Source organism: Isachenkonia alkalipeptolytica, assembly GCF_009910325.1.
GTDB lineage: Bacteria > Bacillota > Clostridia > Peptostreptococcales > T1SED10-28 > Isachenkonia > Isachenkonia alkalipeptolytica.
In genome coordinates, this window is sequence record NZ_SUMG01000001.1 from 18,016 (window position 1) to 42,210 (window position 24,195).

At 45.1% G+C, this 24,195-nt stretch carries 20 protein-coding genes and 2 riboswitches; of the genes, 16 read left to right on the plus strand and 4 right to left on the minus strand.

Annotation, left to right across the window (positions count from 1 at the left end):
• Positions 1–28: 28 nt before the first annotated feature.
• The 10 genes from ISALK_RS00080 to ISALK_RS00125 all read left to right on the plus strand — a co-directional run bounded on the left by ISALK_RS00080 (position 29) and on the right by ISALK_RS00125 (position 14,480).
• The gene (locus ISALK_RS00080; protein ID WP_160718197.1) at positions 29–1,114 is read left to right on the plus strand and encodes an ABC transporter ATP-binding protein; all 1,086 of its coding nucleotides are present in this window, start codon (positions 29–31) and stop codon (positions 1,112–1,114) included.
• Positions 1,115–1,234: 120 nt separating this feature from the next.
• The gene (locus ISALK_RS00085) at positions 1,235–2,263 is read left to right on the plus strand and encodes a LacI family DNA-binding transcriptional regulator (RefSeq protein WP_160718198.1); all 1,029 of its coding nucleotides are present in this window, start codon (positions 1,235–1,237) and stop codon (positions 2,261–2,263) included.
• Between the two features lie 114 nt (positions 2,264–2,377).
• The gene (glgB, locus tag ISALK_RS00090; RefSeq protein WP_160718199.1) at positions 2,378–4,294 is read left to right on the plus strand and encodes a 1,4-alpha-glucan branching protein GlgB; all 1,917 of its coding nucleotides are present in this window, start codon (positions 2,378–2,380) and stop codon (positions 4,292–4,294) included.
• Between the two features lie 47 nt (positions 4,295–4,341).
• The gene (locus tag ISALK_RS00095; RefSeq protein WP_160718200.1) at positions 4,342–5,538 is read left to right on the plus strand and encodes a glucose-1-phosphate adenylyltransferase; all 1,197 of its coding nucleotides are present in this window, start codon (positions 4,342–4,344) and stop codon (positions 5,536–5,538) included.
• The gene (glgD, locus tag ISALK_RS00100) at positions 5,535–6,602 is read left to right on the plus strand and encodes a glucose-1-phosphate adenylyltransferase subunit GlgD (protein WP_160718201.1); all 1,068 of its coding nucleotides are present in this window, start codon (positions 5,535–5,537) and stop codon (positions 6,600–6,602) included. The genes ISALK_RS00095 and glgD overlap by 4 nt, the downstream gene beginning before the upstream one ends.
• A gap of 1 nt (position 6,603) precedes the next feature.
• Positions 6,604–8,034, plus strand: coding sequence for a glycogen synthase GlgA (glgA, locus tag ISALK_RS00105; protein WP_160718202.1), 1,431 nt, complete (start codon positions 6,604–6,606; stop codon positions 8,032–8,034).
• 10 nt (positions 8,035–8,044) lie between these two features.
• Complete coding sequence (locus tag ISALK_RS00110; RefSeq protein ID WP_371723375.1) at positions 8,045–10,474, plus strand: glycogen/starch/alpha-glucan phosphorylase; 2,430 nt, start codon at positions 8,045–8,047, stop codon at positions 10,472–10,474.
• 260 nt (positions 10,475–10,734) lie between these two features.
• Positions 10,735–12,819 carry an N-6 DNA methylase gene (locus ISALK_RS00115; protein WP_160718204.1) on the plus strand — a complete coding sequence of 695 codons (2,085 nt, stop codon included), beginning with the start codon at positions 10,735–10,737 and terminating at the stop codon, positions 12,817–12,819.
• A gap of 96 nt (positions 12,820–12,915) precedes the next feature.
• Positions 12,916–13,125 carry a hypothetical protein gene (locus ISALK_RS00120; protein ID WP_160718205.1) on the plus strand — a complete coding sequence of 70 codons (210 nt, stop codon included), beginning with the start codon at positions 12,916–12,918 and terminating at the stop codon, positions 13,123–13,125.
• A 257-nt stretch (positions 13,126–13,382) separates the two neighbouring features.
• Positions 13,383–14,480: a hypothetical protein gene (locus tag ISALK_RS00125; protein ID WP_160718206.1), complete on the plus strand. Its 1,098-nt coding sequence runs from the start codon at positions 13,383–13,385 to the stop codon at positions 14,478–14,480.
• A 207-nt stretch (positions 14,481–14,687) separates the two neighbouring features.
• Here the strand turns inward: ISALK_RS00125 and ISALK_RS00130 are convergent, their stop codons facing one another.
• Both ISALK_RS00130 and ISALK_RS00135 read right to left on the minus strand, forming a co-directional pair.
• Complete coding sequence (locus ISALK_RS00130; RefSeq protein WP_160718207.1) at positions 14,688–14,876, minus strand: CsbD family protein; 189 nt, start codon at positions 14,874–14,876, stop codon at positions 14,688–14,690.
• Positions 14,877–15,074: 198 nt separating this feature from the next.
• Entirely contained in the window at positions 15,075–15,971 is an 897-nt protein-coding gene (locus tag ISALK_RS00135) for a cation diffusion facilitator family transporter (protein WP_160718208.1), read from the minus strand.
• A gap of 173 nt (positions 15,972–16,144) precedes the next feature.
• Between ISALK_RS00135 and ISALK_RS00140 the strand changes: the two genes are divergently transcribed.
• Positions 16,145–16,975 (plus strand): histidine racemase CntK family protein, encoded by an 831-nt coding sequence (locus ISALK_RS00140; protein ID WP_160718209.1) that lies wholly within the window; start codon positions 16,145–16,147, stop codon positions 16,973–16,975.
• Between the two features lie 61 nt (positions 16,976–17,036).
• Here ISALK_RS00140 and ISALK_RS00145 read toward each other — a convergent pair whose 3' ends face one another.
• Complete coding sequence (locus ISALK_RS00145; RefSeq protein WP_160718210.1) at positions 17,037–18,110, minus strand: DNA polymerase IV; 1,074 nt, start codon at positions 18,108–18,110, stop codon at positions 17,037–17,039.
• 141 nt (positions 18,111–18,251) lie between these two features.
• Between ISALK_RS00145 and ISALK_RS00150 the strand changes: the two genes are divergently transcribed.
• Entirely contained in the window at positions 18,252–18,545 is a 294-nt protein-coding gene (locus tag ISALK_RS00150) for a glutaredoxin family protein (protein WP_160718524.1), read from the plus strand.
• Positions 18,546–18,650: 105 nt separating this feature from the next.
• On the opposite strand, the gene ISALK_RS00155 is transcribed toward ISALK_RS00150, so the two are convergent.
• Complete coding sequence (locus ISALK_RS00155) at positions 18,651–19,316, minus strand: DUF3159 domain-containing protein (protein ID WP_201756806.1); 666 nt, start codon at positions 19,314–19,316, stop codon at positions 18,651–18,653.
• Between the two features lie 197 nt (positions 19,317–19,513).
• Positions 19,514–19,596, plus strand: a riboswitch (cyclic di-GMP riboswitch).
• Positions 19,597–19,685: 89 nt separating this feature from the next.
• Here ISALK_RS00155 and ISALK_RS00160 point away from each other — a divergent pair.
• The 4 genes from ISALK_RS00160 (at position 19,686) to ISALK_RS00175 (ending at position 24,094) form a co-directional block, all read left to right on the plus strand.
• On the plus strand, positions 19,686–20,006 hold the full coding sequence (locus ISALK_RS00160) for a hypothetical protein (protein WP_160718211.1): 321 nt from the start codon (positions 19,686–19,688) through the stop codon (positions 20,004–20,006).
• 116 nt (positions 20,007–20,122) lie between these two features.
• Entirely contained in the window at positions 20,123–20,962 is an 840-nt protein-coding gene (locus ISALK_RS00165; protein ID WP_160718212.1) for an SGNH/GDSL hydrolase family protein, read from the plus strand.
• 63 nt (positions 20,963–21,025) lie between these two features.
• Positions 21,026–21,109: riboswitch (cyclic di-GMP riboswitch) on the plus strand.
• A 136-nt stretch (positions 21,110–21,245) separates the two neighbouring features.
• On the plus strand, positions 21,246–23,234 hold the full coding sequence (locus ISALK_RS00170; protein ID WP_160718213.1) for a hypothetical protein: 1,989 nt from the start codon (positions 21,246–21,248) through the stop codon (positions 23,232–23,234).
• Positions 23,235–23,458: 224 nt separating this feature from the next.
• Positions 23,459–24,094: a fasciclin domain-containing protein gene (locus ISALK_RS00175; protein ID WP_371723283.1), complete on the plus strand. Its 636-nt coding sequence runs from the start codon at positions 23,459–23,461 to the stop codon at positions 24,092–24,094.
• The last annotated feature ends 101 nt before the right edge of the window (positions 24,095–24,195 follow it).

Sequence of the window (24,195 nt, forward strand, 5' to 3'; positions counted from 1 at the left end):
GCAGCTAATTAAGCGAGGAGGAAATGCAATGAATGTGGTACTGAAAAATATCGGAAAAAAATATGAGGGTCGAGAAGAGTTTACCCTGAAAGATATTAATTTAGAAGTAGAGGAGCAGGAGTTCTGTGTAATTTTAGGACCCTCGGGCTGCGGCAAAACCACCATGCTTCGAATGATTGCGGGACTGAACTCCATTACCGAGGGGGACCTCCTCTTCGGGGATAAGCGAATGAATAAAGTGGCGCCGAAGGACCGGGATATTGCCATGGTTTTTCAGTCCTATGCTCTGTATCCCCATATGACGGTGTACGAGAATATGGCTTTTTCTCTTACCATGAGAAAAGAACGGAAAAGCCTGATTGATGAACGGGTGCAGGAAGCAGCGAAGGTGCTGCAGATGGAAGAGAATTTATACGTAAAGCCCTCGGATATTTCCGGCGGTCAACGACAGCGGGTAGCTCTTGGAAGAGCTATGGTACGAAATCCCAAAGTCTTTTTAATGGATGAACCCCTGTCGAACTTGGATGCAAAACTTCGAGAGCATATGCGGGTGGAACTGATCCGCCTTCATAAACAGTTAGGCACCACCACCATATACGTAACCCATGACCAAACCGAGGCCATGACCATGGCCAGTAAGATTGTCCTGATGGATGACGGAATTATTCAGCAGGTGGGAAAACCGGATGATCTGTATATGCGGCCGAAAAACTTGTTTGTAGCCGCCTTTATCGGATCTCCCTCCATGAATATTATCCAAGGGAAAATTGAACAGGGGCGCTTCATCTCCGACAACGGATTGATGAGGATCACCCCCACAAAGACCCACCGGGAAGGCTTAAAGGCCTTTGAAGGAAAAGCGGTTTCCGCGGGGATCCGTCCCGAGCGCTTTGAGTCCGGAGGGGAGTACGGCGATACCTTTAATGTAAACGTGGATGTGGTGGAAATGCTGGGCAAGGAAAAAATTCTTTACGGAAAACTGGACGACGGCCACGAACTGATCATCTCCACCCCGGGCCATTATCAGTACGAGGGGGGCAACCGTTATTCCTTTGGTTATGACCTGGAAGCCATTCATTACTTTGATCAGGAAACCGGGGAGCGAATTAATTAATTATATTAGGACGAATGAAGACGAAGATCAGGTATTTTATAGTACAAGTTGATTTACGATGAACGGCAGTGTATGCATGATTTTGGGACGTAAAATAAGGAATAATTAGGGGGGAAAGTATTGGATAAGAAAAAAGCCATAACCATTAAAGATGTGGCGAAAAAAGCGGGGGTTTCCTCCTCCACGGTTTCCCGGGTGATTTCAAAAAGTCCGAAAATCAGCCCGGAAACCACGAATACAGTGTTGGAATGTATGGAGGAGTTAGGCTACCATCCCAATGCCATTGCCCGGTCCTTAGTCAGCCGGAAAGCGGGAACCATCGGGGTGATCATGCCCTCCACCTCCAAGGATGCTTTGCTAAACCCCTTCTTCCCCGAGGCCCTTCGAGGGATAACCTACCGGGCGTCAAATGCGGGCTACGATATTTTACTGTCCACCAATGACAGTAAAGAGGAGGAGTTAGCGGTAATAAAGAAGTATATCAACAGCTCGAAGGTCGATGGGATTGTACTGATGTCCAGTGAAGTCGGGGATATTTGCGTCGAGTATTTATCTTCCGTGGATTTCCCCTTTACCATTATCGGCTCCCCCAGTGAACATGGGGACAGAATCAATCATGTGGATAACGACAATTATATGGCCACTTACGAGCTTACCCGATATTTAACCATGAAAGGAAGAAAAAACATTGCCATGATTGCCGGGGACCTGTCTTTGATGGTAACGAAAAAGCGGATTGAAGGCTATCAAAAGGCCCTGGAAGAGAGCAATGTCCCCTTCGATGAAAAGAAAGTATATACTGGAAGTTTCGATGAAAAAACCGGGTATGAATACGCCTCCATTATTGCGGATTTAAACCCCACTCCCGACGGGGTGATTGTCACCGATGATCTGGTGGCCTTTGCGGCAGTGAGGCTCTTTAAGCAATTAAAACTGGAAATTCCAAAGGATATTGCCGTGGCAAGCTTTAATAACAGCGTGCTGTCCCGGTATTCCAATCCGCCCCTAACCTCGGTGGATGTAAATGCTTTGGCCTTAGGAGAGGAATCCATCAAATTATTGATCCGGGCCATTGAAAAAGGAGATCGGGGTAATAAAATTATTATTCCCCATATCATTTATAAAAGAAAATCCACGGAAGAGGATTAAGAGAAAAAACCTGCTTAGGCAGGTTTTTTTATTGGAGAAGTAAAGTGCTCTGGGTAATCTCTGCATCCCTGGGTATAATTAAAACAGTATTTATGTTAAAAAGGAGGGGATTGTTTGAAAAACAACCAGACAGCAGTGGATACGAAAGAGGTTTTTTATTTTCACGAAGGAACCCATCAACGGGCTTATCAGTTTATGGGCGCCCACCTTCAAGAGGAAGAGGGAAGGTTGGGCGTGCGTTTTACTCTGTGGGCACCCCACCCGAAGGAAGTTCGGGTGATTGGAAACTTTAATCATTGGAATGGACAGCATCACAAAATGGAACCGGTGAAAGACTCCAACCTGTGGACCTTGTTTATTGAGGGTGTACAGGAAGGGGATTTGTACAAATACGAACTGATCACAACCGAGGATAAGGTTCTTCGAAAGGCGGATCCCTTCGGTTTTTATACAGAGCATCGTCCCGGTACCGCGTCCATTGTTCAGCGGCTGGATCATCACCAATGGCAGGACGGAAAATGGGAAAGGGAGAAATCCCGAAAAACTTTGTATGATCAGCCCCTGTCCATTTATGAGGTGCATTTAGGATCCTGGAAAAAAAGCCGGGAAGGAAAATTCCTTACCTACCGGGAACTGGCCAAAGAGCTGGTGGACTACGTAGATACCATGGGTTACACCCATATTGAGCTCTTACCCGTCATGGAACATCCCCTGGATGAATCCTGGGGCTATCAAACCACAGGCTTTTATTCCGTTACCAGCCGGTACGGAACCCCGACGGATCTGATGTATTTTATTGACGCCTGTCACCAAAGAAATATCGGTGTGATCCTGGACTGGGTGCCGGGACATTTTTGTAAGGATGAGCAGGGGCTGGCTTATTTTGACGGAAAAGCCCTCTTCGAGTACGATGATTTTTCTCGGGCCAATAATAAGGGCTGGGGCACCTTAAACTTTAATTTAGGAAGACTGGAAGTACAAAGCTATTTAATCTCCAATGCCATGTTCTGGTTCGATGTATTCCATGTGGACGGGATCCGGGTGGATGCGGTGTCCAACATGATCTACCGGGACTTTGGAAAGGATCCCGGAGAATGGACGCTGAATGCTCTGGGAGGCCGGGAAAACCTGGAGGGGATTAAATTTTTACAAAAGCTCAACGAAACCATATTTCAAAACTTCCCCGGAGCCTTGATGATGGCCGAGGAGTCCACAGCCTTTCCTAAGGTGACCCATCCCACGGATAAAGGGGGACTGGGTTTTAACTATAAATGGAATATGGGCTGGATGAATGATACCTTAAAGTATATGAAAAAGGATCCGGTTTACCGAAGGGCCCATCATCATAAGATGACCTTTACCATGACCTACAGCTATACGGAAAATTTTATTTTGCCTCTATCCCATGACGAAGTGGTGCATCTGAAAAAACCCCTCCTTCAAAAAATGCCCGGGGATCCATGGCAAAAATTCGCAAACCTCAGGGCTTACTTCGGATTCATGTTTGCTCATCCGGGGAAGAAGCTGAATTTCATGGGCTCCGATATCGCAGAGCTTCAGGAATGGGACCCGAAACGATCTTTGGATTGGGGACTGCTGAATAGAAAAGAGCATCAGGAGTATCATCGATACAAGAAAAATCTGCTGCATTTTTATCATAGGGAGAGGGCCCTGTGGGAGCAGGATCATCATCCTCTGGGATTCCAGTGGATCGATGCGGATGATGTGGATCACAGTATTTACAGCTTCATTCGAAGAAGTAAAGAAGAAGAACTCATTGTTGTGTGCAATTTCACCCCCGTGGTACGAAGGGGCTACACCTTAAAGCTCCCCAAAGAAGGGGTTTATCAAGAGGTGTTCAACAGTGATTTGGAACAGTATGGGGGCTCCGGCGTAAAGAATGAAGGGACTTACCGTACCAGGAAAGTAACCGGGGAGGCCTTCTGGGAAGGGGCGATTCAAATCACCCTGCCCCCCTTAAGCACCCTATTTATTAAAAGGATTAAGCAATCCCGTCAACGGGAGGCATAAAGCAAAAAAAAGAGGACGTTAACAAAAAAAATTATGGAGGTGTTGGTATGGAAGAAAGAGAAGTAGTCGCCATGCTACTAGCTGGCGGAAGGGGAACCCGTCTGGGTCTGTTAACTGATGATATAGCGAAACCGGCCCTACCCTTCGGCGGAAAGTATCGAATTATTGATTTTACCTTGAGCAACTGTTCAAATTCAGGAATTCATACCGTTGGTGTGTTAACTCAGTATCGGCCCATGACCTTAACCAGCTACATCGGAATCGGCAGCGCCTGGGACTTGGATAAGGCCATGGATCGAGCGGGAGGCGGCGTGACCATTCTGCCCCCTTATATCAACAAAGATGGAGGACAGTGGTATTCCGGAACCGCCAACTCGATTTATCAAAACATAGAATATATTGACCAGCATGACCCGGAACATGTATTAATTCTTTCGGGAGATCATATTTACCGGATGAATTATCAGGGGCTGATTGATCATCATAAAAAAATGCAGGCGGATGTCACCATATCTGTCCTTCGGGTGCCCTGGGAGGAGGCAAACCGCTTTGGAATTATGAACACCGATGAGGAAGGAAGGATTGTGGAGTTTCAGGAGAAACCGGAAAAACCGAAAAGCAATCAGGCCTCCATGGGAATCTATGTGTTTGACTGGCAGGTGCTTCGTCAGCAGTTAATTGAAGATGAAGCAAAAGAGGATTCCTCCCATGACTTCGGCAAAGACATTATCCCTCAGCTCCTTGAGAAAAACAAGAAGCTCTACGCCTATAACTTCAGCGGATACTGGAAGGATGTGGGGACCGTAAAGAGTTACTGGGAAGCGAATATGGATCTCTTGGTCAAAGATTTTATTTTTGACCTCTTTGACCGAAAATGGATTTTTCGATCGGAGAACTATAAAGTTGCCCCGAAGTATGTGGGTGAGAGTGCGGAAATCAGTAGCGGATTAATCAGTGATGGGTGTAAAATCCTAGGGAAAGTGGAAAAAACCGTGGTTTTCCCGGAGGTATTTATTGGAAAGGAAGCCAGAATTATAGATTCGGTGATTATGCCGAGGGTTCAGATCGGAGAAGACGTAGTGATCGAAAAAACCATAGTGGGTGAAGGTTGTATTGTGGAGGATGGCGTGGAAATTTTAAAATGCCCGGAAGGGGAAATCAATGTAATCACCCATCAATCGAGAATCATTAAAAGTCAGAACGACCCTAAGGGATATGAAATTCGAAGGAGGGATGAGGCATGAAAAACATTATGGGAATTATCGACGATCGGAAAAGACCCGAGGGCCTGGAGGGGCTGATCAATAAAAGATCCCCGGGAGCCATTCCCTTCGGCAGTAAATACCGGATGGTCGACTTACTTCTATCCAGCATGAGTGAATCGGGCATTAAAAATGTAGGGATTTTCACGGGAAAATACAGCGGATCTTTGATGAATCATGTGAAGTCCGGAAAGGAATGGGGACTGCTTAGACTGAAAGACGGGCTTTTCATGCTTCCTTCAGAATACCGGGATCATATCGATTATTTAGACCGGAGCAAAGAGGAATATGTGCTTTATAGCAGTAACAACATAGTCTATTTCAGTAGTTATGAACCCATGGAACAGTTTTTAAAAGAAAAAAATGCGGACATTGTGATTGCCTATGCCATGGATAAAAAACCGCCGATGACCAAGGGGCTCTACCTCGAGATACAAGGAGACTTGGTAAGCGGTTTATCGAAGGAGCAGACCACACCGGATTCCAGAAGAACCATGGAAGTGCTATTGATGAAAAAAGAGATTTTCAAAGAGCTTCTAGAAGGGGTTGGACAAATCGGAAGCAATCCCATCGATGTGTTAATCAAAGAGCATGAGAAATACAAAATCCATGGGTACTCCTACAAAGGCTACGTGGCATATGTGGATGATTTGCTTTCTTTCTATAAAGAAAACTTGGCCTTGGTGGAAGAAAAACGCTGGATGGATTTATTCCAGGGGAGCGGTTCCATCAGCACCATACCCAATGATGAAGCCCCAACAAAGTACTTGGAAGCCTCCAATGTAAAAAAGACCTTGGTAACGGAAGGTTGTATTATTAAAGGAGATATTGAGAACAGCATGATTTTTCGAGGGGTTAAGGTAAAAGCCGGAGCAAAAATAAAAAACAGCATCATCATGCAAAAAGCGCTTATTGGAAGGAATGCGGTAATTGAAAACGCTATTTTGGACAAGGATGTGGAGATTCGGGCGGGGGTAAAAATCATTGGAACCCCGGAAAAGCCCTTGTTTATATCGAAAAAATCCATAGTAGAAAAGGGGAATTAATATGAAGGTCGCTTTTATTGCATCTGAAGCCGCTCCCTTTGCAAAAACCGGAGGGCTGGGGGACGTGATCGGCGCTTTGCCCAGAGCCCTTGCAAAAGAAGGGGTCGAAGTATCGGTGTTTCTTCCGAAGTACGGGGATGTGCCGAAACATTTTCAGGAGCAAATGAAAAAAATCAAGGAGACGGAAACCGAGATTACCTGGCGAAGGCAGTATGTGGGGATTGAGGGGCTGTACCATGAAGGAATTCAGTTCTACTTTATCGACAATGAATACTATTTTAAACGCTGGGGACTGTACGGCTACGGGGATGACGGAGAACGCTTCGTGTATTTCTCCAAGGCGGTACTAGAGGCCATCAAAGTCCTGGGAGAAACCTACGACATCCTCCATGCCCATGACTGGCAGTCCGCGGCAATCCCCCTGTTTTTAAAAACCCATTATCAACAAGAACCCTGTTTTGAAAAAACCCGGAGCGTATTTACCATCCATAACCTGAAATACCAAGGGGTATTCCCTTATGAGGTGTTAGGGGAGCTGTTGGGCCTTGGTCCCGAGCACTTTAATACTTTGGAGTTTCATGGGAAGGTGAATCTGATGAAGGGAGCGCTTCAACTATCCGACGCCCTGACCACGGTAAGTCCTAATTACAGTGAAGAAATCAAAACCGGCTTTTTCGGCGAGGGCCTGGATGGGGTGTTAGCGGAGCAAAGCCATAAGCTTCACGGGATTGTCAACGGCATCGACGTAGAGCAGTATAATCCGAAAACCGACGGGAAAATTTTCAAGAATTACGACGCAAATCACCTGGAAGACAAAGAAAAAAACAAAGAAGCTTTACAAAAGAAGTTACAGCTACCTCAAAAGGAAGCCACCCCGGTAATCGGGCTGATCAGCCGCTTTGTGGAGCAAAAAGGCTTTGATTTGATTCAGCGGATTATTTATGAAGTCCTGGAAGAGGATCTACAGTTCATTGTGCTCGGCTCCGGGGAAAAGAAATACGAAGACTTTTTTAATCACTTAGCCTCTGATTTTCCCGAAAAAGTAAAGGTATATATCGGCTTTGAAGAGACCCTGGCCCGGGAGATTTACGCCGGTTCCGATTTCTTTTTAATGCCCTCCCTATTCGAGCCCTGCGGCCTGGGACAACTGATTGCCATGCACTACGGGACGATCCCCATTGTCCGGGAAACCGGGGGGCTTCGGGATACGGTAACTCCCTTTAATGAATACACCGGGGAAGGGAACGGGTTCAGCTTTGCCCATTATAATGCCCATGATTTACTGTATACCCTACGAAGGGCCACGGCATTTTATCATAAGCCTGAAGTGATCGAAACCCTTCGGGAAAATGCCATGAAGGTGGATGTTAGTTGGCGAAAGTCAGCCAGGGAGTACCACTCCCTGTACCGAGACTTAATCCAAAGGCGGTGAGAAAATGGCAATGGTGGAGATATCCGTAGAAGAAATCAAAGCTTCCATTGAACTGAAACTACAGACCCTATTCGGCAGGACCTTTCAGAACGCTTCAAAATCCCAGATTTACAAGGCCCTTGCCACAACCGTAAGCGAGTATATTACCAAAGACTGGGCCTATTCCAAGGAACGGGTCCGAAAACAGAATGCAAAACAGGTGTATTACCTTTCCATGGAATTTTTGATGGGACGGTTTTTAGAGAATAATTTAATGAACCTGGAAATCCGGGAAAAGGTGAAAAAAGCCTTCGAGGAACTGGATGCGGATTTCGATGATATTCAAAGCGTGGAACCGGATGCGGGACTGGGCAACGGCGGGCTTGGACGACTGGCTGCCTGTTTTCTCGACTCCATGGCCACCATGGGCCTGCCCGGTCACGGAAACGGGATTCGTTATGAGTACGGTCTGTTTCAACAAAAGATCAAAGACGGTCAGCAGGTGGAAATGGCGGACCCCTGGCTGGAATACGGAAATGTCTGGGAGGTGTCCAAATCCGACGAACCGCAACTGGTGCACTTTGGCGGCGAACTGGAATATTATCATGAAGGGGAGCAGTTAAAGGTTCGCTACCTCAATTGTCAATGCGTTAAGGCGATTCCCTATGATGTGCCCATCCTGGGATACCAATCCAATTTGATCAACACCCTGCGGCTGTGGGGGGCAAGATCCTTAAAACCCCTGGACATGGGGCTTTTTAGAAAGGGGCAGTACGTGGACGCCCTGGCGGAAAAGGAATTGGCGGAGGTTATCTCCAAAATGCTTTACCCCGAGGATATCCATGAAGAGGGAAAACATCTGAGACTAAAACAGCAATACTTTTTTGTATCCGCCAGTATTCAAAGCATTATTAAAAAGTACAAGAATACGGGACATCATCTGATGGATTTTCATAAGAACGTCGCCATTCACATTAATGATACCCATCCGGCCCTGGCCATCCCTGAACTGATGCGAATTTTAATGGACGAAGAGGGACTGAACTGGAAGCAGGCCTGGCTGATCAGCCGGAAAACCTTTGCCTACACCAATCATACGATTTTACCGGAAGCCATGGAAACCTGGTCCGTGGAGTTGATTCAGTCACTGCTGCCGAGGATTTACGATATCATCCATGAGATCAATGAACGGTTCTCCAGGGAGCTGTGGGAACTCTATCCCGGAGACTGGGACCGAATTGAGCGAATGGCGGTGATTAGCCATCAGCGGGTGCATATGGCGAAGCTTGCCATACTGGGTTCCGGTTCGGTGAACGGCGTGGCGGAGCTTCACGGCGAGATCCTCAAAAAAGAGACCTTTAAGGATTTCTATGAAGTGTATCCGGAGATTTTCAAGAGCATTACCAACGGCATCAGTCACCGGAGGTTTTTACTGCTGGCCAACGAAGACCTGGCCCGGGAGATCACCGAAAGGATCGGAAAAAGCTGGGTGACCCAGGCGGAGGATCTGGAAAAATTAGAGGCCTATGCAAAGGACGAGAAATTCCAAAAAGTGTTAAAAGAAATTCGCCGGGAGAAGAAAAAAGAGCTGGCGGACTATATTCTTTTGCACAATGAGATCGAAGTGGACATCGACTCGATTTTCGACACCCAGGTCAAGCGCTTCCATGAATACAAACGACAACTGATGAACGTCCTACACATTATGCATCTCTACAATCAAATATTGGAAAATCCCGAAAACGGGATCCATCCCCGCACCTTTATTTTTTCCGGGAAAGCGGCTCCGGGATATCACCGGGCGAAGCTGATCATTAAACTGATCCATTCCGTGGCGGAGCGGGTCAACAATGATAAAACCATCAAGGGAAAAATAAAAGTGGTGTTTATAGAAAACTATAACGTTACTCTGGCCCAAAAGATTATTCCCGCCTCCGACGTCAGCAAACAGATTTCCACTGCCGGGAAGGAAGCCTCGGGGACGGGAAATATGAAATTTATGCTCAACGGCGCCTTCACCCTGGGAACTTTTGACGGGGCCAATATAGAAATGCAACAGGCGGTGGGAAAGGAAAATATGGAAATTTTCGGTCTGAGGGAAGAGGAAATCTCAAAAATCCGCCAGGAAGGCAGTTACCGACCGGATCAGATCTACGAAGAAAACCCGGCGCTACGAAAAGTCATGGATCAACTGATCGACGGGACCTTAGAACCGGAGGATCCGGATATTTTCCGGGAAATATATCATGATTTATTAGAGCGAGACCCCTATTTTATCCTAAAGGATTTTGAAGCCTATTGCCGGGCAAACGAAAAAATCGATGAACTGTATCAAAAGCCCGAGATCTGGTGGGAAAAAGGGATTCAAAATATTGCCAAGGCCGGTTATTTCTCCAGTGACCGAACCATTAAGGAATACAGCGAAGGGGTGTGGGATTTAAAACCGGTGGACCCCACCTAAAAAGTAAGGAGACAGTAAAGACCGGTCTCTAAAGCAGCTTTGGTAAAGGGAATTTTAAAGAAGAGGATTTTAAAGAAGAGGATTTAAGTAGAGGATTTAATCGATGATTGAAGTTGACCTTAAGGGATGTCTGCAAAGAATTTTTGCAGGCATCCTTTATAAAGGGAGGCTCTTCCGGCAGCCTGTATGATATAATGACCTGTATGATATAATGATAAGAAAATAACAGAATTGGCGGAAACATAAAAGGGGTTCTCTTTATGAAAAAGACTGTACTGAAGAAACTGAAAAAAGCCTTAGGTATCTTAAGCAACCAGCGGATCGTGGAAAATGGTCCATTGTTGAACGGGAAGGATGCCTATGAAATCATCAATAAAATTTTACTGTACCGAATATTAGAAGACAAGGGCTTTATTGCAAGCGGAAGGGAAGGGCTGCTTCAGTCGGAGTACCTATTTCTGCCCCTGCATCAGATACTGTATGGGCTGCAACAAGGGAAATATCCCGATGGAAAAATCCCCTGGACCCCGGAGGGCAAACAGGGGATAGAGGATGTATACCATGAGCTGAAAAAAGAAGGCCTTTCTTTTCAAGAAGCGGAGGACCATCTTTTGGGGGATCTCTACGAAGAGTTCCTGGATCCGAAACAACGAAAAAGCTTAGGACAGTTTTATACCCCGCCGGAGGTGGTGGCCTATATTGTGGAAAAAGCTTTACAGGATGCGGACCTCGTGAAAAACCCCTATATCAAAGTGGGGGACATCGCCTGCGGCTCCGGGCACTTTTTGGTTAAAGCTTATGATGTTTTATATGATAAGTTTCTGCAGGCACTGCCGGATTTACAGAAAAAATACGGTGGGGAGTATTGGCAAAAAGCAAATCTACATACACATTTACTGGAACACTGCATATTTGGGATGGACTGTGACGGCTTCGGGGTAAATCTTACGTCGATCAATTTACTGTTGAAGGATCTCAGTCATCTACCCAAAACCTTGAATATACTGCAGGGGGACAGTCTCCGACGCTGGGAGGAAGAAGAGCTGAACTCTAAGGAAAAAGGGTTCTTTTCGGAAAAATTCGATGTGATTGTGGGAAATCCCCCCTATGTGGGCCATAAAGTCCTGGAAATTCCCTATAAAAAGTGGCTCCTAAAGAATTATCCCCGGGTGTTTCAGGACAAATCCGATCTGTCCTACTGTTTTTTTCAACGGATCCTGGAGAACCTGCACCGGGAGGGAAAGGGGATGATCATCACCTCCAGGTATTTCATGGAAAGCCCCACGGGAAAAACCCTGCGAAAATATCTTAGGGAGCAGGGGGATCTGCTGGAGATTGTAGATTTTTACGGCGGCGAAATTTTCAAAGGCCTGGGAGTTGCGACGGCAATATATTTAATGGCACCGAAATCAGAGAATAATCGGGACGAAGGGGTACTGCAGGTTCGAAAACTGCGTGATCCGAAGAATAAAATAGAAGCGGGAATTCCCTTAGAAGAAATGTTTCAGGGAAGGGCCTTTGCAAATTTTGCATTGACCCAAAGGGATTTAAAGGAAAAGCGCTGGACCCTGATCGCACGGGAGGATAAAGCCCGGTTTGAAAGAATCGAAGCAGCTTCCGAAAAAACCCTGGGGGACGTGGCGAAAAGTTTTCAGGGAATCATTACCGGTTGTGATAAGGCCTTTGTCCTCAACGGGGAAGAGGCCCGGGAAAAAGGCATCGAGGGGGAGTTGTTAAAGGGGTGGATCAAAAACCGGCACATCGAAAAATACGGCCTTTTGGAAAATGATCAACAGCTGATTTACGCCGATCTGATAAAAGATCCGAAGGAACCCTTAAAAGCCATGGACCATATCCGGAATTACCGGGAAGGCCTTAGTAAGAGACGGGAATGTCAGCGGGGGATACGCCCCTGGCACCATCTGCAATGGGGAAGATCTACGGCACTGTTTGAACAGAAAAAAATCCTTTTTCCTTATAAAAGTGCCACGAACCGCTTCGCCCTGGATGATGGACAAGTATATTGTAGTGCGGATGTATACGCCCTGGTGGTGAAGGATTCCTATCAAGAAGAAGTATCCCTGGAATACCTGCTGGGTCTTTTAAACTCTCGGCTTTATGAACAGTATTTTCAAAGCTTCGGAAAAAATCTGGGGAAGGGGATCTACGACTACTATCCCAACAGCGTGATGGACCTTTGTATTCCCATGGACCCCACGCTGCAGCAAAAAATCGAAACCCTGGTGGGAAGCATTCTTCAAGGGTGGGAAAAAGAACCCTTACTGCAACAGATTGATCGGATATTGGAGGACTATTTCAAAATAGATACCCAGGGCAACCGTTAGCTAAAAATCAAGGAAGGGTAAAGAATCATTAAGAGTAGGAAAACGGGAAGAAAAGGAAAAGGCTTATTCAAAGATATTTTAAGAGGAGGCGGTAGGATGGAGACCAAAAAGAAAAAATGGGGCTTGTTGCTGTTGATGCTTTGCGGAATGTTTTGCTGTTGTAAAATGATGGGCTGTTTTGACGGGAAGTGCGGTTGCCCGGGAAAGGGTAGCGGAAAATCCAGGAAAAAACCGAAAGGAAAAACACGGAAAAGCAAAATTAAGATGAAAAACTGTAACGGTTGCTGGGTAATCAGCTTTAAATAGGGGGACCTCAGGGGGAGGCGTCGCCTTTATAAGAAAAAGATCCCAGGGAATCATTGTGATAAAGAACAATGGCAAAAAAACCGATAAATTTTTAAAAAAAGTTGAATAAAATAGAGGATTTTGGGAATATTTGTAGAACTATTACTATAGGTAGTAGAACGGTAAAGGGGATGAGGCTGGTGGCTTTAGTAAAATGTCCGGAATGCCAAAGGGAGATATCCGATCAATCGCAAGTCTGCATAAACTGCGGGTTTCCAATGGTGAAAGAATTCAGGGAGGACCATCTGGTCAACGTATTGATAAAAAATGATGAAAAGCGGGTGAAAAACTTGATGACCCGGGCCTATTTAGAGCTGGAGGATCGGGAGTATTCAAAAGCCGAGGAATTAACGGAAAAAGCTCTGGAGTTGGAGCCAAAACTTGCCGAGGCTTACATCCTTAAGCTTTTGGTAGGGCTTCAAGTATCCGATGCAAGGGCAATGGTGGCTTCGGCGGACCGGCCCTTAACGGAGTACAAGGATTATAACCGGGCTCTGCGCTTTGCCCGGGGAGAAGACCGGGAGAAAATCCTGGGATACAACCGGGAAGTGCTGGAAGGTTTTGAGGCGGAAAAAAACGAAAAAATTTACCAAAGAGCGAAAGCCGCAATGAACCGTGCCCTCACCGTGGAAGACTATGAAGCGGCGGCGGTGAAATTTGAAAGCATTCCGGACTATAAGGATGCCCTAGAATGCTCTGAAGAAGCCCGGCGGCTGGGGGAAGCCCAAAAACAGCAGACCGTGTATTTGGAAGCCACGGAAAAAATGGAACGGGCCAAGGAACAGGAAAAAGCAAGGGAAATGGATAAAAAGGAAGCCGCATCCCTTTTGCAGGAAGCCGGACTCCAGTTTCAATCCATCGAAGGTTATCAGGATGCAAAAGAACGAAAGCAAGCCTGTGAAGAAGAGGCCCTGGGCCTAAAACAGGAGGAGACCTATCAAAGGGCCCTAAATAAAAAACAGGAAGCCTGCCGGGAAGAGGAATACCAGGAGGCGGCACAGCTCTTTCGCAGTATTGCCGAGTATAAAAATTCCGAAACCCTGGGGAAGGAATGCGAAGAGCAGGGAAAAAAAGTGGGGGCTCAATACTTGGAGAGCCTGTTAAGAAAACGGAAAAGAAAAAAGATGTTAAAAAAAGCCGTTGTTACAACCGCAGTGGTGGTCATAATCCTGGCGGTTATCCTGGGAGGCATGACAAACTTTACTTATTCCCTGGATGAATACCATAACCTGCAACAGGGCCAGGGGGATTATATTTGGCAGGAGGCCTTCCAACAGATCAAAAATTGGTTTGCCTATGCCAGCAACATCTTTTAGCATGGCCCTTTAAAGGGTACGGAGGAAAAAGACAAACAAACCGATAAAAAGGCGATAACAAAGAGAGATGAAACCGGTAAAGAACAGATTGAATCCGGTAAAAAAAAGGCTGAAACCAATAAAAAAAGACTGAAACCGATAATAATAGATAAAAGAAGAACCCCTGATGCCGGCTATAGAACACCAACATTAGGGGTTTTTTAGAACTTACATTTTTCGATGCATTTCCCGTTCCGCCGCTTCTCGAGAAAGGGAATACCGTTCCTGTAATTTCTCGATCAATTTGTTTTTTTCTCCGCTGATGTATAATAAATCCTCATCGGTAAGGGCCGTCCATTTCTCCTTGATGTCATCCTTGAGGTGGTGCCATTGGGCTTTAAACTTTTCGTGGTCCATGGTAAACCTCCTTTACAACACATAAAACACAATGATAAATTATAACTAAAAACATATCCTGAGAGTATCTACTTATATAATACCCCTTATGGTCCTAAAGGAATCAAAGCAAACATAAGCAGATGAATTTTTTTATTATGCAAGGGTCTCCCGGAATTTTAGAAAGGAGAGGTTCTAATCCCCTAAGCGGAGGAACCATTATGAAGGAGGCTCAATATGGATGGTGACGATGGCCTGTTCCCCGAAGAAATCCTTTAACTCTTTTTCTAAAGCATCGGCAATGTCATGGGATTTTTTCAAGGATAACTCTCCCTTAAGGACAATATGAAATTCCAGGACGATTCTTCCACCGGCTTTTCGACTTCGAAGCTTATGATAATCCAGGATTTCTTCGTATTTTTCAATGATGGAATAAATCTGTTCCAGTTCCTTTGGATGAAGGGTAAAGTCCAGCAACTCACGAATTGCCGGAAGAAAGATGTGGATGGCCACCTTCAGGACTAAAACACTGACTAGGATAGCCGCCACAGGATCCAAAATGACCCATTGCCCTCCCAGGAAAATGGCTCCCCCCACACCGATCAAGGCAGCAATGGAAGTCCAGCCGTCAGAGCGGTGGTGCCAGGCATTGGCGATAATAGAATTGCTGTTGATTCTCTTTCCAACTGCCAAAGCGTACCTAAAAAGTCCCTCATTCAACAGAATTGAGGCCAGGGCCGCAAAAAAAGCCCACCAGCTGGGAGTTTGTAAAATATCCCCTCGAAGAAGGGAAAGAATGGTTTGAAAGCTGTCAATAAATATTTGTAGGGCCACAAACCCTAAAAATAGGGCGATGAATAAGGTGGCTAAGGTTTCATATTTTCCGTATCCGTAATTATGATAATCATCGGGCGGCTTACTTCCCAGCCGTGCGCCGAGATAAGCAACAATGTCGGTGGAAAAATCGGATAAGGAGTGAAGCCCGTCGGCAAAAAGGGCGCTGCTGTTTCCAAACAACCCCGCAAATATTTTAATCCCGGATAAAAGGAAGTTCACAAAAATCCCCACCAGGGTGACTTTATTAATTTCTTGTATTTTAGCATCGTTTTTTTCCATGGCAGAACCTTCTTTCTTCATAATGATGATACCCAAAGTTTGCTAAAAATTCACAGGGATTTAGAAAGTAAAGGCGTTAAATCATAAAAGAAGCAGTGGAGCAGAATGAAAAGTCCAAGATTCGAGTGGAGACGGATTAGAAAATTGAAGAACTGTTGACTGGAGGGTTATATATGAAAGCATCCTTTGTAAAGTTGAGTCCATCAGAAAACACTACGATTATTATAACGGATCCGGGGATAAAGCGGGAGGAATACCCCCAAATTGCCAACACCGCTATGGCCTACACCCATTTATACGGAGAACAGGTAGGGTTTCTTACGCCAAAACAATCATCGGAGGCCAAAGGAAGAATGGAAATGAGCGGCGGAGAGTTCTGTGGCAACGGCCTGCTGGCTCTGGGGGCCTACCTTGCCTGGAAGGAGGATCTTGAACAAGAAAGGTTTTTCCTGGAGTTTTCCGGAGTGGAAAAACCCTTAAGCTGTGAAGTTGAAAAAGTAAGTCCCCTAAGCTACCGGGTAAAGGGGGAGATGCCCGTGGAAGGCTACGAGATCACGAACAAGGAAGTAACTGTGGGAGAAGAAAAAATTTCCGGAGCCTTTGTAATAATGAAGGGAATCTCCCATTATCTTTTTCTTAAATCGGATACTCAAAGCCGGAACCTGGATTATCCCGGCTTGCTTAAAAGCTTAGCAAAAGAAGAAAACAATCAGGCCTACGGCGCCCTGGGCTACGAAGTAGATGGAGAAGACATTCAGCTATCCCCCTGGGTGTATGTTCCCGGGGTTGAGAGCCTTAGAGAAGAGCGCTCCTGCGGTTCCGGAAGCCTTGCCCTGGGTCTCCTTTGGGCCGCGGAACGAGAGGAAGATATCCGCCTAACCATTCGACAGCCCGGGGGAAGCATCGCTGTGGAGATAGTTTATGACCGGGAGGAAAAAAAAGTCACCGCGGCGTCAATTGAAACCGAGGTGATCATTACCTGTGAAGGGAAGCTTTGGTTCTAAGGGTCTCCCAAGGAAAGTCCCGGGATTTATTCCTTGTTGACCCCGAAAGAGCTTTTCCTTGTTATAAATCAAAGAACGACAGCTGCTGCAGATCCTCGGAAAGGAGATTTGAGGCCGTCAGCCCCATCAAACGAAGGGGCTTGTCTAAAGGCAGCTCCTGAAATAAACCGTTGGCTACTTCATAGATTTCCTCGGCTTTGTTGGTATGCTGAAAAAGCGTCTTGCCCCGACTTTGTACTTTGAAGTTTTCATCCTTGATCTTCAGGGTAATGGTTCGGGCATGGAGTTTTTTGTCTTGTAAATCCCGGGACAGTTCCTGGGAGAAGTTCTTCAAATAATCTTCCAGCACCTCACGGTTTCGGGTCCCCTTGGAAAAGGTACGCTCAATCCCTAAGGATTTCCTCTCCCGGCGGGTATTCACCGGACGATGGTCAATGCCCCGAATCCGTTGGTAGATTTCCCGGCCGGATTTGCCCAGGAGATCCACAAGAAACTCCTCGGAAAGCTCCAGAAGGTCACCAATGGTGGATAGTCCCAAATTATTCAGCAAAGCACAGGACTTCGGACCAAGGCCGTGTACCTTCTTTATGGGCAGGGGGACCAAAATACCGGGAACCATATCCGGGGTTATTTCCTTGACCCCCGCGGGTTTATGCCAGTCGGAAGCCAGTTTTGCCAGGAATTTATTATAGGAGATCCCCACAGAAAGGGTCAGCCCCGTTTCAGTATAGACTTTTTCCTTCAGATTCTTAACCAGCCTGTGGGGTTTGGCCCCTAAATGGGTAATATCTAAATAGGCCTCATCAATGGAGACCTTTTCTAGGACGTCGCTGAAGCGGTGAAGGATTCGAAAGACTTGCCGGGAAACCTCCTGGTAGCGCTCCATCCGTCCGGGAACATAAATCCCCCGGGGACATTTTTGCCTTGCCATAAACATGGGCATCGCCGAATGGACCCCGTATTTTCGGGCTTCGTAGTTTGCCGTGGTTACCACCCCTTTATGGCTGCGACCGCCGACGATGAGGGGTTTACCTTTTAAAGAGGGGTTATCCCGCTCTTCCACGGAAGCATAAAAAGCGTCTAAATCCACATGCAAAATGATGGGGAGCTCTTTGTTTTCATCAATGTTTGTCATCGGAACCTTCACCTCACTGATCCCTATTTTACCATAGAGATCATCTGTTTGCCATCACTGAAGAAAAGCAAAACACAAAATTAGGAGGCTAAGACCATGAAAAAAATTATTATGTACAGTACCAAAACCTGACCCCACTGCATAAAAGGGAAAGAGTTTCTTTCCAAGTCCGGTTACCATTATGAAATTAAGGATGTCAATGAAGACCCGGAGGCCAACCGGGAATTTCAGCAGCTAGGCCTTCAAGGGGTCCCGGCCTTTAAAATTGGTGAAGAAATTGTTGTAGGACTGGACATTCAAAAGATCCAAAGCCTTCTGGACTACACTGTAACTCCCTGTGAATCCTGTAATAAACGAATGCGGGTACCAAAGGGAAAAGGAAAGCTCAAGGTCACCTGTCCCAACTGCGGGCATAAAACCATAAAGAAGACGTAAGGTAGGACGACAAAAAAAAGGATGCAAAAATAAAAAGAACCTGTAGAACCGCAAACCTATAGAATCACGAATCTATAGAACAGAGCAAGAGAAAACCCGAAGGAATTAAAATCCTCGGGTTTGTCCTTTCCAAGGGGGCTGATCTCCCCGCTGATACTCTTCCACCCCCGGTCCCTTCAGCTTTTTCAGTCGCCAAATACCGTAAATATAACTAAGGACCAAAACCGGAACAATCATCGGCCAGCCCGATAGCGTATTAACGAAGGCCAGCTCCGTAGCGCTGCCCCGCTGGAAAAAAATCAGCCGGATAAAAAAACGGAAAAACAGTAATACCGTCCAGACTATGGTGACTTCCCGGTATGCAGGTTTCACGTCTTTTCGTAAAAACCAGTCCAGGGGCCAGCCCCGGGTCAGATGGGAAAGCCATGCCGCTAGGGGTTTCCCGGTCACCAGGCTGACAAACGCAACAAGAAACAAAAAAGCGCTGCTGACTAAAGAGCCGACAAAATAATTGGCGGCACTGCCGGTAAAATAGGCAAAACTTGCTGCAAGAGAAACTGCAAGAAACCCGCCTAAGGCATAAAACCAATTCTGCTTTTTAAAAAAACGGAAAAACCCAAGAAAAGCGGCAATAACAAAGGCTGCTCCCGTAGCCAGGGTCAAATCAAAAAAAGCATTGATCAAGGCAAAGATAATTGGCGGCAGCAGCGCATCAAAGGTTTTCCCCGATAGTGTAGAGCGAAGCTCTTCTAAAATTTCTTCTTTATTCATAACAATCCCTGCTTTCTATTTTCTCATTACATACCCGGAAAGAAGAGTCTTGAAACCATTAAAGGATCAGTGAAAAAAATAAGTAGAAGAGAATAAAGCCGGGGAAGATAGTAAAGCAGCGAGTGTAAAAAAACAGAAGATTGTGAAAATTATCATAAAAACTGTTTTGTTTTTGTTTTACGGGGTATAAGTTAGATACCTTAACGGGGGCATAGATCTTTGAGGAGTAACTGGACGCTTTTCTCAAAGGGAGCCGGCAGCGTAACCGACCATTTATGGTCGGCTTTTTTGATGGAGAAAAGGGGGGAATGAAAAAAACATGAAAATGGCGGTTTTTCCAAGAGGGTAAAAAACCAAGAGGTGGGGAACATGGTTGAATCGTGGATGCTGTTCAATTTTGCGTTAGCCTTGCTTCTATGCCTGTTGATCAACGGTATGGTAGTGAGACCAGAAGTTGATATTAGAGCTTATTTGAATCTTGAGTATACCATCACAGAACAAGAGAATAGTTATTATGAAGGGGATTCAAAGTACTTCCATGAACTTGAATTAAATAATGGGACGAAATGGTGCAGAGTCAATTGGTTTTCAAAAACATTACGATGGATGAGCGGACTATTTGAAGAAGAGCGGTTTGCTTTATGCAGGGTGACAACCGGATGTCTTTTTATTACAATTAACCGACAGTGAACCGGTTGAATAAGCGACTCTTAAGTTGGTCAGTTTTTGATGGGAATAAAGGGATATCGAAAAAAGTAAAATAATAATAAGGACAGGTCTTCTAGGCGAAAAAAAGGAGGGAAACTATGTATAAAAAATGGATGGTGTTCATTCTCGTAGTAATAATGATTTTAGCACTGCCGATTAATGCTTTAGCGGCGAGACCGAACGCGGAGGCTAGGACATATTTGAATTTGGGAGATTCCATAGCGAGGGGCACTGGAGTCGATCCTATGGATGCCTATTTTAGTGGCTATTCTGAGTATCTCAGCGGGTTTGGATTTGAAGGTGGAAACATGGCTTTCGATGGGGTCACAAGCAGTTGGATTCTCAATGAACTATTATATACGGACTGGATGCAGGAAGCTGTAGAGGAGGCGGATGTCATCACCATAAGCATCGGAGGCAACAATATCCTTCAGCCGGTGATTGGAGCAATGATGAAGGCTTACAACGCACAAAGTATTAGTGAATTGGAGGAGAAAATTGTCAATGGAGGCCCAGATATATGGGATATCATTATTCAACAGCTCCTTGCAGACGATGAGCTTCGAGCTGCATTGTGGCTGGGCGTAGAAGATTTTCAAAGCCACTGGCCTCAAATTATTAATGCAATACATTATTTGAATGAAGAGGCCAATATCATCATCCTGAGCATCTACAATCCGGTCTGTAAGATGGAATCCCCGGAGTTGTATCAGTTAATGGAAGAGTTGATTCGGCCAATGAATCAGACCATGAGAGAAAATCAAGGAAGACGGGTCAGTGTAGCCAACGTATATAATGCTTTTCGACGTAATGAAGATGCGGTTAATTTTTCCATAGCGTGGCCTATAAACTTGGATCCACATCCTACAAACATTGGACATCAACTGATTGTGGAAGAGTTGATGAGGGTGAGAAATCCCAGGGTTTTTGCTAAATGAGAATTTATTAAAAATATTCTAAATATATCTGTTTAGGTTTTTTTGAAGCGGGTATAATATACACACCTTAACGGGAGCATGGATCTTTGAGAAGTATCTGGACGCTTTTCTCAAAGGGAGCTGGCAGCGTAACCGACCATTTTTATGGTCGGTTTTTTGTGATTTAAGGAGGTGGTTTTATCGGGATAAAGCTAATGATAAAAATGAAGAGCAGAAGACTTTGGGCATAAGTCGGTTAGTTTAATATATAGCGATAGATAAGTTTTAAAAGGAGGGTATACCGATGAAGAAAAACAATCGATGGTTGGTAGCCATCGTAGTTTCTTTAGTGATGATCTTAAGTATGCTAACACCGGCCATTGCAGCAGGCCATGAAGAGGTATTTAGAACTCCCCTATTGGCAGGACAAAATATTGAAGTTGGATATGTTGAAGTAACCAATGACGAAGATTTTATCTATGTGGAATACAAGATTACTGAAGAGGGATGGGTTATAACCGAAACGCATCTTCATATCGGCGTTGATGAAAATGACTTTCCTTTTGCCGGAAGAACCAGAAATCCGGTACCGGGACTATTTGATTATAGCAACAAACATGATCCCGGTGTAACGGAATTTGAGTACAAGAAATCTCTTGATAATTTTGCTGTGGGCCAAGAAATTTTTATTGCTGCCCATGCGGTGGTGGAAAAAATAGTTGAAGAAGCCTACTATGAAACCATCGAGGATACCATTATCCCTGAACTGGGTTGGATGAGAAGTTCTGAAGATAGCGTAGCTTCTTTCCCAGGCAAAGGTGCTCAGTGGAGTGTTACAGACGGTTTAGATATTGAACTAGATCCGCAAGAAGTCGTTTGGGATGGCGGAACTGATGACCAGAATGTCATGAGTAATACTACACCATCCGGAAGATGGCCTGGATTAAACGAAGACTTAAGTTACGCAACTTATATTTATGCGTACAACAGTGGTGATAATCATAATGGACAAGCTGACTTGAGACGTTTCCAAGGATCTTTTGATCTTGATATTCCTGAAAATGCAGTAATTACAAGCGGGCAGTTAGGTTCCGTAAATGAAGGTTACGAAGATATGATTCCAATCAATGACAACATCTATATTTTTGTAAATGAGGACCTACTATTCTGGGGAGGAACCCTTCCAAATGCAACAAATATAGAATTTGAAGGAATATTTGGAAAACAGGCGCAACGTGGCGGAAGCAGTTCTAATTGGGATCCAGTAGAAACAGACGGTTGGTATATTCCTGGAACAATTCCTGAGATAGAATTAGCTGATTTTAACTTTAATGGGAACATCCTAGACATCTTTGTGGAAGAATACTCTATTTTTGGGGCTTTCCATGAGCTGTTTATAAGTCTGGATTACGAGTACGAAGTATTCCATCCGGAAATCACTCAAGAAGAAACCGCTTGGGGCGATGGCGATCGATTCACAGAAAGAGGCAACTGGGCGACCTATTTTATGTATACCATTAAAGAAGTACCGGAAGATCCTGCCAGCGTATTTTACGGAGTAGCAGGTGACGGTAATACTGGAGGATTGTATCAAATTACTGTAACGGATAACGGCTTAGTGGAAGAAGAATTAATTGCCTTGGAAGATGTTGGAGGCGCTGATGGATTTTCCCCTAACGGACTGGCATATGATGAATTGAATCATCGGCTGTATTATGCGGTGACAAAATCTGGAAACACTGCCGATTTATACTTTTATGAGTTTGACGGTGAAGAGCCAACCCTAGCCGGCACAGGATTACCAGGAAGAATTTACGGCGCAACATTCGGAGCAGGGCAGTACTGGTATGTTCGAAACGGTACCGATGATATGTATACGGTGTCTTTCGATGAAGAAGAAGGTACGGTAACTGGATTTGGGATCTTCGAGGAAAACTTTGCCGGAAGTAAATCCTTTAATTTCGGGGATATTGCCCTTGATGCTGAGGAGTTAATAATCTATGGAAGTACTTCCTTTAGCGGAACCAATAAAGAATTTTTTGCATATAATTTAAACAATGCAGAAGGAGCACGTTATCAATTAATTACTGCCGATGAAAATTCTAAAGCAATCGGTTTACAATTAGCCTTTGCCGAAGATGAAAATCTTTATGGCCACAGTACCTTCGCTCAAGGTCAAAATGGAAATGGAGCTGAGGAGTGGTTTATCGTAGAAAAAGACGGCTCTGCTCTATCAATTGGATTTGGCGAACGAGGCTATAACGATTTAGCTACTGGGGGACCTGTTAAGTAGCAGATAGAAGACATTTATTGAAAAATAAGAGAAAAGCACCGGGGTTAACTGGTGCTTTTCTTTTAAAAACAGAGTGTGTAGATAAAATAATTAATTTTGGATTCAACAGAATAAAAACTAAAATAAAACATAAGGATTTAATGAAAAATATTTTCAAGTGATGTTTATTATCGAACAATCCGGGTATCAATAAATAGATTTAAACGGTCCCCACATGGGTGGGGGTGAAATTTAATAATAGTGCACTACACAGACCAAAGGAGGAAAAGAAAATGAAAAAAGCATTAATCATTCTGTTAGTGGTAGTAATGGTAGTAACCTCAGCCAGTATGGTATTTGCCGGTAGACCGGACTTTGCCGGCCCACCAGCCAATGGCCCTGGACAAGCACTCCCCCCTGGAGGAGACTCCATCGCAGCCATCGCTATTGGTGCAGGATTTAGCGAACTTGTGGGTGCTTTGGTATACGTCGATGGTGAGCTGGGTACGGACTTGGTAGGACTCTTTAGTGAAGGTACTGAACAATACACGGTTTTTGCACCTACTAACGAAGCCTTTGAAGCTCTGTACGAAGAGTTCGACGTTGAAGGTATTGAAGAGCTTGGTGGAGCCTTGGGTGCAGAATTGATACGAGACGTATTGTTCTATCATGTTGCTGAAGGCCGACGGGCCGCAAACAGTGTGGTACCTCGGGTTCGAGATCGATCCATCATCACATTACAGGGTGCAAGCTTTTCAGTCAGTAATGGTGGAATAATAACCGACCTAGCCGGACAGGAAGCAGAAATCGTGGCTCCGAACATCTCCGCAAGCAACGGGATCATCCACGTGATCGATACCGTGCTTCTGCCCCTTCCCTAGTTGAAACAGTAAAATACATTCATTCGTCTATCGGATGAAATCAGAGTTACAAGATTTAATTTGCCTGCATTATTTACATCCCAATAACATCCGAATAGCAG